This is a genomic window from Paraburkholderia sp. HC6.4b (genome assembly GCF_014200875.1).
Taxonomy (GTDB): Bacteria; Pseudomonadota; Gammaproteobacteria; order Burkholderiales; family Burkholderiaceae; genus Paraburkholderia; species Paraburkholderia tuberum.
The window spans coordinates 61,676-74,496 of the sequence record NZ_JACHDC010000021.1 but is presented as its reverse complement, the minus strand read 5'-3'; the positions used below and the strand labels follow the sequence as shown (position 1 = coordinate 74,496).

Sequence of the window (12,821 nt, the reverse complement as noted above, 5' to 3'; positions counted from 1 at the left end):
ATGCGGCCAAGCGAACAGAAGTTTTCCCAGTTTTTGACGTATCGTGGCGAGCAATTCAGGCGGGCCTCGAACCGACAGAGGTATTCATAAATGAGCGAACAAATCAAGCATATTAGCGACGCATCGTTCGAACAGGACGTCGTGAAATCCGATAAACCCGTGCTGCTCGATTTCTGGGCCGAATGGTGCGGTCCGTGCAAGATGATCGCGCCGATCCTCGACGAGGTCGCGAAGGACTACGCCGATCGCCTGCAAGTCGCGAAGATCAATGTCGACGAGCATCAGTCCACGCCGGTCAAGTTTGGCGTGCGCGGCATCCCCACATTGATCCTGTTCAAGAACGGCGCCGTTGCCGCTCAGAAGGTCGGAGCTCTGTCGAAGTCGCAACTCACCGCGTTCCTCGACGGCAACCTGTAAAGCAAGCAGTACGCCGCGGCGCTCGCGGGTCCATCGCGCGCCGCAGGCAGTTGGAGAATCGGGCGCATCGGGTGAGCAAACCACCGCGCCCGCCGGTCAAGCGTGTTGTCAGCTGGCAACACGCTTTGCAACAAAGATGCCACGCTGCCGCACTGGCTTAGATTGGCGTGTGCTATGCTAGAATCCACAAAACGTCGAAAAGACGTGTAAGTCTTTGAGCGGTTCCGCTCACCCCTCCTCCCAGATTTCATTTCGTCGCACCTTCTCCTGCGGGTTCTCCGTATGCATTTATCCGAGCTTAAGACTCTGCACGTGTCCCAATTGATCGAGATGGCCAATGGCCTCGAGATCGAAAGCGCGAACCGCCTGCGCAAGCAGGAATTGATGTTCGCCATTCTAAAAAAACGAGCCAAAGCGGGCGACACGATCTTCGGCGACGGCACCCTCGAAGTGCTGCCGGACGGTTTCGGCTTCCTGCGTTCGCCGGAAACCTCCTACCTCGCCAGCACGGATGACATCTACATCAGCCCGTCGCAAATCCGCCGCTTCAATCTGCATACGGGCGACACGATCGAAGGCGAAGTGCGCACGCCGAAAGACGGCGAGCGCTATTTCGCGCTGGTGAAGGTGGACAAGGTCAACGGCCAGCCGCCGGAGGCCTCGAAGCACAAGATCATGTTCGAAAACCTGACGCCGCTGCACCCGAACAAGGTGCTGCTGCTCGAACGTGAAATGCGTGGCGAAGAGAACGTGACCGGCCGCATCATCGACATGATCGCGCCGATCGGCAAGGGCCAGCGCGGCCTGCTCGTCGCGTCGCCGAAGTCGGGCAAGACCGTGATGCTTCAGCACATCGCGCACGCGATCAAGCAGAACCATCCCGACGTCGTGCTGTTCGTGCTGCTGATCGACGAGCGTCCGGAGGAAGTGACGGAAATGCAGCGTTCGGTGGCCGGCGAAGTGATCGCCTCAACGTTCGACGAACCCGCCGCGCGTCACGTGCAGGTCGCCGAAATGGTGATCGAGAAGGCCAAGCGCCTCGTCGAAATGAAGAACGACGTCGTGATTCTGCTCGACTCGATCACGCGTCTCGCGCGCGCTTACAACACGGTGGTACCGGCCTCGGGCAAGGTGCTGACGGGTGGTGTCGACGCGAACGCGCTGCAGCGCCCGAAGCGGTTCTTCGGCGCGGCGCGCAACATCGAGGAAGGCGGATCGCTGACCATCATCGGCACGGCGCTGATCGAAACCGGCAGCCGCATGGATGATGTGATCTACGAAGAGTTCAAGGGCACCGGCAACATGGAAGTGCACCTCGAGCGCCGTCTCGCCGAGAAGCGCGTCTACCCGTCAATCAACCTGAACAAGTCGGGCACGCGCCGCGAAGAGCTGCTGATCAAGCCCGAAGCGCTGCAGAAGATCTGGGTACTGCGCAAGTTCATTCACGACATGGACGAAGTCGAGTCGATGGAATTCCTGCTCGACAAGATCCGCCAGACGAAGAGCAATTCCGAGTTCTTCGACATGATGCGTCGTGGCGGCGGCAGCTAACGCGCGACGTTCGTGCTGGCCGTATTAGTCGGCAACTGCAACGCATGAAAAACCGCTCGCAAACTGCGAGCGGTTTTTTTTCGTCCATCGTTCGCAGAGACAATGCGCCGCCTCAACATCAGCGTGAACGTACACGCGGTTTCTCGGAGGGGCCTCGGCTATCCCGTCGAGAACACCGGGCGGCTCGTCGGCGCCACGTCGCTGATTTCGGCGAGCGCGCTGTTCGTCTATCTGCGTTTTGCGAAGCTGCTGCCGCGCAAGAAGTGGATCATCGTGCCGGGCTTCGGGGTGGCCGCGTTCGCCGCCGGGTGGATCACACGCATGTCACCGGACGTCGGCGAGGCGGCGCTCGCCCTGCCGCCGCTGCTGCTGCGGGGCCTGCTGTTGCTGTTCATCGTGCCGCCGGTCGCGAATCTGACGTGCCGCATCTTCTTGATCGAGGAGGAGTTCACGCACGGCTACCGGCTGAAAAACATCGTCCGGCAGTTGACCATCTCCTTCGCGACCGCCTCGGTGATCATCGTCGAGCAGCACCGGCTCGCGCTGCATCAAAGTCGCCTCGCGGAGTCCGTGAATCCGTACAATCCGGTCTACCAGAACACGCTCGCGACGCTGGCGCGCGGCTCCGCCGCCGGTCATGCGGCGAGCGAAGCGCACGCGCTCGCGATCGCGTCGATCAGCCGGTCGATTGGGCAGCAGGCCAGTTTGCTCGCGTCGCTCGACGGTTTCTATTTTCTGATCGGCGTCGCGATATGCGGCGGCCCGTTCGCCGCGTGGCAAAAACAGATCGACTGAAGGTGGGCTCCAAGCATGCTGTCGAAACTCACGAACTGGCTGGGCGCACGGCGTCGCGAGCGCGCGCTGCGCGACTACGCGATCGACGATTCCTTGTGGCAGACGATACTCGCCGGCCTACCCTTTCTCACGCATCTGGAAGCGCCGGATCTCGCGCGGCTGCGCGAGATGACGACTCTCTTCCTCGCGCAGAAGGAGTTCTCGACCGCGCACGAGCTCGAGCTGACCGATGCGATGACGGTCGGCATCGCCGCGCAGGCGTGCCTGCCGGTGCTGAACCTGAGCCTCGATCTGTATCGCGGCTGGGTCGGCGTGATCGTCTATCCGGGCGAGTTCGTGATCCGCAAGACCGTTGAAGACGAAGATGGCGTCGTGCACGAGATCGAACACGACGCCAGCGGCGAGGCGTGGGAAGGCGGCCCGGTGGTGCTGTCATGGGAAGACGCGCAGATGACCGATGGCAGCGACGCATACAACGTCGTGATCCACGAGTTCGCGCACAAGATCGACATGCTCAACGGCGAAGCGGATGGCCACCCGCCGCTGATGCGCCGCTGGCACGCGCCGCTCGATGCGCAGGCATGGGCCGATGTGTTCGACCATGCATACGATCACTTCTGTGCGAAAGTCGACGCGGTGCCCGAGCGACGCTGGGCGCGTTTCGAACGCGAGTCGCTGATCGATCCGTATGCGGCGGACCATCCGTCGGAATTTTTTGCCGTATGCAGCGAGGCGCTGTTCGTGCGGCCCCAAGCGTTCGAGGCGGAGTATCCGGAACTGTACCGACTGCTCGCGCGCTACTACCGGCAAGATCCAGCGCGCGTCGGTTTGACGTTCACGCCCATTTGAGACGCCGCGAATGTGGGCGCCGCTTGCGCCGCAATAGAATCCGCTGGCAGAAAAATCGCCAAGCGACTGATTTTCTGGCATAATCGCGGTTTTTCGACCGTAGGCAAGTGGCTCGCGCCTGAAGGCAGTCCCATTCGAGGCTGCACGCGGGTTGGCTACCGCCAGATTAAAGGAAAGACCATGAAAGAAGGCATTCACCCGAATTACCGCGAAGTCCTGTTCGTCGACATGTCGAACGACTTCAGGTTCGTGACGCGCTCGACCATCCAGACGCGCGAAACCGCGGAATTCAACGGCAAGACCTACCCGCTCGCGAAGATCGAAGTGTCGTCGGAATCACATCCGTTCTACACCGGCCAGCAAAAGATCATGGACACGGCCGGCCGCGTCGAGAAGTTCAACAAGAAGTTCGGCGCACGTGCTTCGGGCAAGGCAGTAAAGTAATACCGCAACGTTGCCGGCTGCCGGCCGGCAACGGAGCAAACAGAAAGGGCAGCGCGAGCTGCCCTTTTTTGTCGCCTGCGCTTGTGCGCCCGCTGGGTCGCACGCCGCGCGAAGCCTTCAGCCGGAAGTAGCACGCCGCGCTTTCGCGACACTGTGTTACAGCTTGTCCGTTGACGTTGCCGGGCGTTACCGGCCGTGACGTGCATCGCACGGCACGACTACAATGCCGGATGCTCGAAACGGGCCCTCGCGCCCTGACCTGCCGGGCCGCTCCGGCTGCATCGTTTATCCAGACTCCACACACCGCATGAGACCTGTCGTTCGCCTCACTGCCTCTGCGACCAGTGCGTTGCCGCGCTGGCTGCTGCTGGCCATCTGTATCGTCTACGCCTCGTTCGGCCTGTTCGGCCGCGATCCGTGGAAGAACGAGGACGCAGCCGGCTTTGGTGTGATGTGGACGATGGCGAACGGCGGCGCGCACGACTGGCTACTGCCAAATCTGGTCGGCAAATATCTGACCGAGGACGGCCCGCTCGGCTACTGGCTCGGCGCGAGCGCGATCCGCGTCCTCGCACCGTGGGTCGACGCGAGCAACGCGTCGCGCGTGTTCACGGGCCTGCTGTTCTGCGCGGGCTGTGCGTTCGTCTGGTACGCGGCGTATCTGCTCGGCCGGCGTGCCGAAGTGCAGCCATTCAAATATGCGTTCGGCGGCGAGCCGGAACCGCGCGACTATGGCCGCACGCTCGCCGATGGCGCACTGCTGATCCTGCTCGCGTGCTTCGGCCTCGCCGAGCGCGGTCACGAGACCACGCCGCAGCTCGCGCAGTTCGTCTGCATCGCGATGCTCGTGTACGGCCTCGTGCGCATGATCGACAAGCCGATTCAGGGCGCGCTGATCTGGGGTCTCGCGATCGGCCTCGTCACACTCGCGAGCAGCCCGGTGCTGGTCGGCGCGCTGCTGCTCGGCACGCTCGCGATGACACTGATCGTACGCGAAACGCGATCGCGCTGGCTGCTGCTCGCGGGTCTGCCCGTGGCGCTCGTGCTCGCGGTGTCGTGGCCGATCATCGCGCTCTCCGCGTTCCCGGACGACGCTGTCTGGTATCTGAACCAGTGGCTGCACGTGAGCCTGAGTTCGTTCGCGGGCCCGCCCGGCTCGGTCGCCGCGTATGCGCTGAAAAACCTGCCGCTCTTCACGTGGCCCGCCTGGCCGCTCGCGCTGTGGTCGTGGTTCAGCTGGCAGGGACTGCGGCGCGCGCCGCACGTGGCGATTCCGCTGTCGGTGATCGGGCCGCTGTTCGTGCTCGTCGTGCTGCAAAGCCATCAGTCGAACCGACTCTACATGCTGCTGCTGCCGCCGCTCGCGGTGCTCGCCACTTTCGCGCTGCCGACGCTCAAGCGCGGCGCGATCAACGCGATCGACTGGTTCGCGCTGCTGAGCTTCACGATCCTCGGCAGCTTCGTATGGCTCGTGTATGTGGCAGGCCTGACCGGCTTCCCGCATCCGCTCGCGCGCAATCTCGCGCGACTCGCGCCCGGCTTCGTGCCGCAGTTCAAGATTCTGTCGTTCGTGTGCGCGGTCGCGGTGACCGTGTGCTGGTTCCTGCTGGTGCGCTGGCGCCTCGCGCGTCATCCGAAGGTGCTGTGGCGCAGCGTCGTGCTGTCGAGCGCCGGCACCACGCTGATGTGGGTGTTGCTGATGACGCTGTGGCTGCCGGTCGTCAACTACAGCCGGACCTATCGCGACGTCGCGCAGCAGATCGCCGCCCATTTGCCCGATGACTACACGTGCATCGCGCCGGTCCGTCTCGGCAATGCGCAGATCGCGACATTCGCGTATTTCGGCGACATGCATTTCTCGTTCGACCAGGACTGCGACGTAATCCTGCGTCAGGACTCGCAGGACTACGGCAACCCGAGCGCGATGCCCGACTACATCTGGAAGCTCGTGTGGGAAGGCCGCCGCGCCGCCGACCGCGACGAGCGCTTCCGCCTGTACGTGCGCATCGACCGTCCCAAGCCGCCGCCCGGCAAGCGCCGCAACTGGCACAAGAAGCGCGACTGACCATGTTCGCCGACGTACGGAAGATCGCCGCGCTCGCGTGGCCCGTATTGATCGGCCAGTTGGCCATCATCGCGTTCGGCGTGATCGACACGGCGATGGTCGGGCGCTACTCGGCCGTCGATCTGGCCGCGCTCGGCCTCGGCTCGTCGATCTACGTCTCGGTCTATATCGGCCTGACCGGCATCCTGACCGCGCTGCAGCCGATCACCGCGCAGCTGTACGGCGCGCGTCGCTACGGCGAGATCGGCGAAGAGGTCCGCCAGTCATGGTGGCTTGCCGCCGCGCTGACCGTGATCGGCTTTCTGATCCTGTTCTTCCCCGGACCGCTGCTGGCGTTGTCGCGGGTTCCCGACGCGCTGCACGAGCGCACGCTCGCGTACCTGCGGATTCTCGCGTTCGGGCTGCCCGCCGGCCTCGCCTTCCGGGTCTACGGCTCCGTTGCCAACGCGCTCGCCAAACCGCGGCTCGTGATGTTCCTGCAGATCGCCGCGCTGCTGCTGAAAATTCCGCTCAATACCTGGTTCATTTTCGGCGGCCTCGGCGTGCCCGCGCTGGGCGGTCCGGGCTGCGCGCTCGCGAGCACGCTGCTCAACTGGGCACTCGCGGCGCTCGGCATGCTGCTGCTCGCGCGCGTCGACGATTTCAAGGCACTCGGCATCTTCACGCACTTCTGCTGGCCGGTCTGGAAGCGCCAGGCCGCGCAACTGCGGCTCGGTATTCCAATGGGGCTGTCGTATCTGATCGAGGTCACGTCGTACACCTTCATGGCGCTTTTCATCGCGCGTTTCGGCACGACGACACTCGCCGGGCACCAGATCGCCGGCAACGTCGGCGCGGTGCTCTATATGACGCCACTGTCGATCGGCATCGCGTCGTCGACGCTGGTCGCGCAGGCGCTCGGCGCGCATCGGCCGCAGGCGGCGCGCACGCTGTCGCGTCACGGCATCGCGATGGCGGTTGCGATCGCGTGCTGCTATGGCGCGCTCGTGCTCGCGCTGCGGCCGTATATCGTCGACGGCTATACGACGAACGCGCAGGTCGCGGCGAAGGCGTTACCGCTGGTGCTGATCGTCGCCTGCTACCACCTGTTCGACGCGTTGCAGATCTCGACCGCGTTCGTGCTGCGCGCCTACAAGGTCGCGGTCGTGCCGACCATCATCTATGCGGTGGCGCTGTGGGGAGTCGGGCTCGGCGGCGGCTATGCGCTCGGCTTCGATACGACCGGCCTCACGCCGCCCTGGCTGACCGGCGCGCGCGGCTTCTGGGTCGCGAATACCGCAAGTCTCGCGATTGCCGGGCTCGGCTTGCTCGTGTACTGGCGAATCGTGAGCCAGCGCTATTTGCGCGAGGCTGCGGCGGCGCTGGTTGATTCGGCTGTTTGAGGGGATGGAGGGTTGGGAAGGCCACGAATAGCACCGACCGGACCGTCAGTTGCGCCCAAGCCGGGGTGAGAGACGACCTGTTCTGCATCCGCCTTTCCTTCCCCACGCAGCTCAGCCCGCTCACGCCGCGTATGCGGCCTGCCCTGCCCGATCCTTGGCCTCGAAAATTTCCCGCGCCGCGAACAGCGCATTGAGCGCGGCCGGAAAGCCCGCATAAAGCGCCATCTGCATGAACACCTCGACGATCTGCTCGCGCGTGCAGCCGACGTTCAGCGCCGCCTCGATATGTACCTTCAGCTGCGGCTGCGCGCAGCCGAGGGTCGCGAGCGACGCGATCGTCGCAATCTCACGCGTGCGCAGATCGAGCTGCGGCCGGCTGTAGATGTCGCCGAAGCCGAATTCAATCAACAGGCGTCCGAATTCCGGCGCGACGGGCGCGAGCGCGGCGATTACCTGCTCGCCCGCCGAACCGTCGATTTCCCTGAGCTTGTCCCAGCCCCGCGCGTAGCGGTCGTTGTGTGCGTAGTCCATTGCGAGTCCTTATCGGGGTGTGAGGGCGACGAGGCTTCGTCGTCCTGTCGTGCCGGATCGGGCTCAAGCGCGCCGCTCGTGGCCGCCTCGTAGTACGCGATCTTGTCGTCGATCGCGCCGAGGTTGCTCTGCAGATCGGCGATCCGCGCGAGCAGCGCGGTGCGATGCGCAACCAGCAGGTCGCGGCGTGCGCGCATCGTCGGATGGCCTTGCGCGCGCAGCGCGGCGATCTGCTGCATGCCGGAGATCGACATGCCCGTTGCCTTCAGACGCATCACGAAGCGCAACCAGTCGAGATCGGCCGGCGAGTACAGCCGGTGCCCCGTCTGCGTGCGTCCGACCGGCCGGATCAGGCCGGCCTGTTCGTAATAGCGCAGCGTGTGCGTGGACACGCCGATCGTTCCGGCGACCTGACCGATGGTGAGCGCGGTTGAGTGTTTCGACATGACGGACTCAGGTTAGGACTTCGAGTGCACTCTAAGTCAAGCGTCGGACGCTGTCATTCCTTTGCGTTGCTCATTCTTTATCGCAGACGAGTTATCGCGATCGATATCGACCGATAAATTCACCGGCACTGCATGCCGCTAAAAGCTTTAAATATTGTGTGGTGGATTTACTTGTCATCAATCGATCGGTATAAATCGTCCGCTATCTCAAATCGGGCCTGCGATTTGTCCTATGCTTAAACGCAGCGCCCGCTGACAGGATAGGTCGTCCGTTCCCGGCTAACTTTTTGCCCTCAATGGAGTGCTTGCCATGCTGAAGAAGCTTTTCATGCTTTGCGTCGCTGTGGCTTTGTCGCTGTCGGCCGGATTTGCCGCGGCCGTGGAAGTGAATACCGCCGATCAGGCCGCGCTCGAATCGGTCAAGGGCATCGGCCCCGTGCATGCGAAAGCGATTGTCGACGAACGCGCCAAAAACGGCCCGTTCAAGAACGCCGACGATCTCGCCGCGCGCGTGAAGGGCATCGGCCAGAAATCGGTCGAGAACCTCGAAGCGGCCGGACTGACGATCAACGGCTCGTCGGCACCGCCGACCGGCGCGAAGACGTCCACCAAGCCGGCCACGAAGACCACACCGGCGGCTCCCGCGGCAACCACCGCCGCCGCGCCCGCTGCCACGACGGCAGCGCCGGCCGCGGCTGCCCCCGCCTCGGCCGCGAAGCCGTCGAAGTCGAAGAAGAAGGACAAGGCCGCAGCATCCGAAGCGGCAGCCGCTTCGGCTCCGGCCGTCGCGGCTAGCGCACCGGCCGACGCGTCCGGCACCAAGGCTTCGAAGAAGAAAGCGAAGAAGAGCAAGGCGGCATCCGCCGCGGCTGCGTCCGGCGCTTGAGCCCGGCGGGGCTGCCGCCCTTGCGTTTCACCGCGACGCGCAACCGCGCGTCGACGTCACCCGCCCGGCCGTCATACGCGCCGGCATTGAAGAGAGACCGTCATGAGCCTACTCGACACCATCGGTTCCCTGCTTGGCAAATCGCCAGAAGGCGGCGGCCAGCAAGCGCTGATCGCCGCCGCGCTCGAATTCGTCAACAACCAGCCTGGTGGCCTGAACGGCCTGATCCAGCGCTTCCAGGAAAAAGGCCTCGGCGACGTCGTGTCGTCGTGGGTCGGCAATGGAGAAAACCAGCCGATCGCACCCGACGCGCTGCATAACGTGCTGGGCTCGGAAGCCGTGACCGGTCTCGCCGCCAAGGCCGGCGTCCAGCCGGATCAGGTGACGGGTCTGCTGTCGCAGATCCTGCCGCACGTCGTCAACGCGGCCACGCCGGAAGGCGAAGTGCCGGCCGATGGCAAGCTGAACGCGACCACGGTGCTCGGCGCGCTCGGCGGCCTGTCGGCGCTGCTCGGCAACAAGGGCAACGCTTAAGCACGCTGTGCGCCATGCGCTGGCGGCTTGCAGAGACCTTCGCTCCACGGTGATGCCACCGGTTTGAAATCGGCGGGCAAAAGAAAACCGGCAACGAAGTCACCTTCGTTGCCGGTTTCTTAACGTTGGCGGGAACGACTCGCCTGCCGTCGTCCCTTAACATCATCAAGCCATCGCCTTCAGTGCACGACGCGCTCGAACAGCAGCTTGCCGTCGTCCACTTCGACCGGAATTACATCCTTCGGACCGAACTTGCCGGCCAGAATCAGCTTCGCGATCGGGTTCTCGATCTCCTGCTGGATCGCGCGCTTCAGCGGCCGCGCACCGAACAGCGGGTCGTAGCCGACCTTGCCGATGTGCTCGAGCGCCGCGTCCGATACCACCAGCTGCATGTCGAGCTTCGCGAGCCGCTCGTGCAGACGCTGCAGCTGGATCCGCGCGATCGACTGGATGTTCGAGCGATCGAGCGCATGGAACACGACGACGTCGTCGATCCGGTTCAGGAACTCGGGCCGGAAGTGCAGCTTCACCTCTTCCCACACAGCGTCCTTCACGGCTTCCTGCGGCTCGCCGACCATCGCCTGGATGACCTGCGAACCAAGGTTCGAGGTCATCACGATCACCGTGTTCTTGAAGTCGACGGTGCGGCCCTGGCCATCGGTCATGCGGCCGTCGTCGAGCACCTGCAGCAGCACGTTGAACACGTCCGGATGCGCCTTCTCGATTTCGTCGAGCAGGATCACGCTATACGGCTTGCGGCGCACGGCCTCGGTCAGATAACCGCCCTCCTCGTAGCCGACGTAACCCGGCGGCGCGCCGATCAGACGCGCGACGCTGTGCTTCTCCATGAACTCGCTCATGTCGATACGGATGAGATGCTCTTCCGAATCGAACAGGAACGACGCCAACGCCTTGCACAGCTCGGTCTTGCCGACGCCGGTCGGCCCGAGGAACAGGAACGAGCCATACGGACGGTTCGGGTCCGACAGACCCGCGCGCGAGCGGCGAATCGCATCGGCGACCGCGCTGATCGCCTCGTCCTGGCCGACCACGCGCTCATGCAGCTTCGACTCGATCTGCAGCAGCTTTTCGCGCTCGCCCTGCATCATGCGCGACACCGGAATGCCGGTGGCCCGCGACACGACCTCGGCGATTTCTTCCGCGCCGACCTGCGTGCGCAACAGACGCGGACGCTTCGGACTGTTCTGCTCCTCGGCCTCGGCGCGCGTGACTTCCTTCAGCTGCGCCTCGAGACCCGGCAGCTTGCCGTACTGCAACTCGGCCACCTTCTCGAGCTTGCCCTCACGCTGCAGACGCACGATTTCCGCACGCGTCTTCTCGATCTCTTCCTTCAGCTGCGCGCTGCCCTGCACCGCCGCTTTTTCCGCGGTCCAGATTTCATCGAGGTCCGAATATTCGCGGTTGAGCCGCTCGATTTCCTCTTCGATCAGTTGCAGACGCTTCTGCGACGCTTCGTCCTTCTCCTTCTTCACTGCTTCGCGTTCGATCTTCAACTGGATCAGACGACGGTCGAGCCGATCCATCTCCTCCGGCTTCGAGTCGATTTCCATCTTGATCTTCGACGCGGCTTCGTCGATCAGATCGATCGCCTTGTCGGGCAGGAAGCGGTCCGTGATGTAACGATGTGACAGCTCGGCGGCCGCGACGATCGCCGGGTCGGTGATGTCGACGCCGTGGTGCAGCTCATAGCGCTCCTGCAGACCGCGCAGGATCGCGATGGTCGCCTCGACCGACGGCTCGTCCACCAGCACCTTCTGGAAACGGCGCTCGAGCGCGGCATCCTTTTCGATGTACTTGCGGTATTCGTCGAGCGTGGTCGCGCCGACGCAATGCAGCTCGCCGCGCGAGAGCGCCGGCTTCAGCATGTTGCCCGCGTCCATCGCGCCTTCGGCCTTGCCGGCGCCGACCATCGTGTGAATCTCGTCGATGAAGACGATGGTTTGCCCTTCGTCCTTCGCGATGTCGTTGAGCACCGCCTTCAGGCGCTCCTCGAACTCGCCGCGATACTTGGCGCCCGCGAGCAGCGCGGCCATGTCGAGCGACAGCACGCGCTTGTTCTTCAGCGTTTCCGGCACCTCGCCGTTGACGATGCGCTGCGCGAGCCCCTCGACGATCGCGGTCTTGCCGACGCCCGGCTCGCCGATCAGCACCGGGTTGTTCTTGGTGCGGCGCTGCAGGATCTGAATGGAACGGCGGATTTCGTCGTCGCGGCCGATCACGGGGTCGAGCTTGCCTGCGCGGGCGCGCTCGGTCAGGTCGATCGTGTATTTCTTCAGCGCTTCGCGCTGGCTTTCGGCGTCCTGGCTATGCACCTGCGAGCCGCCGCGCACCGCGGCGATCGCGGTTTCGAGCGCCTTGCGCGACAACCCATGCTCGCGCGCGAGACGGCCGGCCTCGCCTTTGTCGTCGGCGACCGCGAGCAGGAACATTTCGCTCGCGACAAACGTGTCGTTGAGCTTCTGCGCCTCCTTGTCGGCCTGGTTCAACAGACCGGTCAGTTCGCGGCCGATCTGCACGTTGCCATCGGTGCCTTGCACTTGGGGCAGCCGCGTGACCGCGTCGTTCAGTGCGGTTTGTAGAGGTTGTACATGCACGCCGGCGCGCGACAGCAGCGAGCGAGCGGAGCCGTCCTGCTGCGCGACGAGTGCCGCGAGCACGTGGACGGGTTCGATGTACTGATTGTCGTGGCCAACCGCCAGACTCTGGGCGTCCGCGAGCGCTTCCTGGAATTTAGTGGTGAGTTTGTCGATTCTCATCAAGAGACCTCCAATTTCGATTACCACCAAAATGAGGCGTTTTATTAGGGTTTCAAGCGCTTTTTTGGCCTCGGTCGCAACTATTTAACATTTGAGCGCAAGAACTGCCGCGATCCTTCCCCAGTGGCGCGGCCGGGCGGGTTT

At 63.9% G+C, this 12,821-nt stretch carries 11 protein-coding genes and 1 pseudogene; 9 read left to right on the top strand and 3 right to left on the bottom strand.

The window, feature by feature from the left end; translation table 11 throughout:
• Positions 1-90: 90 nt before the first annotated feature.
• The 7 genes and pseudogenes from trxA to HDG34_RS29120 all read left to right on the top strand — a co-directional run bounded on the left by trxA (position 91) and on the right by HDG34_RS29120 (position 7,503).
• Positions 91-417 (top strand): thioredoxin TrxA, encoded by a 327-nt coding sequence (gene trxA / locus HDG34_RS29150; RefSeq protein WP_013089343.1) that lies wholly within the window; start codon positions 91-93, stop codon positions 415-417.
• Between the two features lie 282 nt (positions 418-699).
• Entirely contained in the window at positions 700-1,968 is a 1,269-nt protein-coding gene (rho, locus tag HDG34_RS29145; protein WP_026225411.1) for a transcription termination factor Rho, read from the top strand.
• 150 nt (positions 1,969-2,118) lie between these two features.
• Positions 2,119-2,763: pseudogene (locus HDG34_RS29140) on the top strand (MFS transporter); the annotation flags it as partial.
• A gap of 15 nt (positions 2,764-2,778) precedes the next feature.
• Complete coding sequence (locus HDG34_RS29135; RefSeq protein ID WP_184064896.1) at positions 2,779-3,612, top strand: zinc-dependent peptidase; 834 nt, start codon at positions 2,779-2,781, stop codon at positions 3,610-3,612.
• 180 nt (positions 3,613-3,792) lie between these two features.
• On the top strand, positions 3,793-4,056 hold the full coding sequence (locus HDG34_RS29130) for a type B 50S ribosomal protein L31 (RefSeq protein ID WP_090804621.1): 264 nt from the start codon (positions 3,793-3,795) through the stop codon (positions 4,054-4,056).
• 307 nt (positions 4,057-4,363) lie between these two features.
• Complete coding sequence (locus HDG34_RS29125) at positions 4,364-6,121, top strand: glycosyltransferase family 39 protein (protein WP_184064893.1); 1,758 nt, start codon at positions 4,364-4,366, stop codon at positions 6,119-6,121.
• Between the two features lie 2 nt (positions 6,122-6,123).
• On the top strand, positions 6,124-7,503 hold the full coding sequence (locus HDG34_RS29120) for an MATE family efflux transporter (protein ID WP_184064890.1): 1,380 nt from the start codon (positions 6,124-6,126) through the stop codon (positions 7,501-7,503).
• 120 nt (positions 7,504-7,623) lie between these two features.
• Here HDG34_RS29120 and HDG34_RS29115 read toward each other — a convergent pair whose 3' ends face one another.
• A complete protein-coding gene (locus tag HDG34_RS29115) occupies positions 7,624-8,034 on the bottom strand; it encodes a carboxymuconolactone decarboxylase family protein (RefSeq protein WP_184064887.1) in 411 nt (136 codons plus the stop codon).
• Positions 7,953-8,480, bottom strand: a complete 528-nt coding sequence (locus tag HDG34_RS29110) for a MerR family transcriptional regulator (RefSeq protein WP_184028972.1) — start codon at positions 8,478-8,480, stop codon at positions 7,953-7,955. The genes HDG34_RS29115 and HDG34_RS29110 overlap by 82 nt, the downstream gene beginning before the upstream one ends.
• 310 nt (positions 8,481-8,790) lie before the next feature.
• On the opposite strand from HDG34_RS29110, the gene HDG34_RS29105 reads away from it, so the two are divergent.
• Entirely contained in the window at positions 8,791-9,366 is a 576-nt protein-coding gene (locus HDG34_RS29105) for a helix-hairpin-helix domain-containing protein (RefSeq protein ID WP_184064883.1), read from the top strand.
• Positions 9,367-9,468: 102 nt separating this feature from the next.
• Positions 9,469-9,900: a YidB family protein gene (locus HDG34_RS29100; RefSeq protein WP_018418148.1), complete on the top strand. Its 432-nt coding sequence runs from the start codon at positions 9,469-9,471 to the stop codon at positions 9,898-9,900.
• Positions 9,901-10,079: 179 nt separating this feature from the next.
• On the opposite strand, the gene clpB is transcribed toward HDG34_RS29100, so the two are convergent.
• Positions 10,080-12,677, bottom strand: a complete 2,598-nt coding sequence (clpB, locus tag HDG34_RS29095) for an ATP-dependent chaperone ClpB (protein ID WP_090804607.1) — start codon at positions 12,675-12,677, stop codon at positions 10,080-10,082.
• Positions 12,678-12,821: the final 144 nt, after the last annotated feature.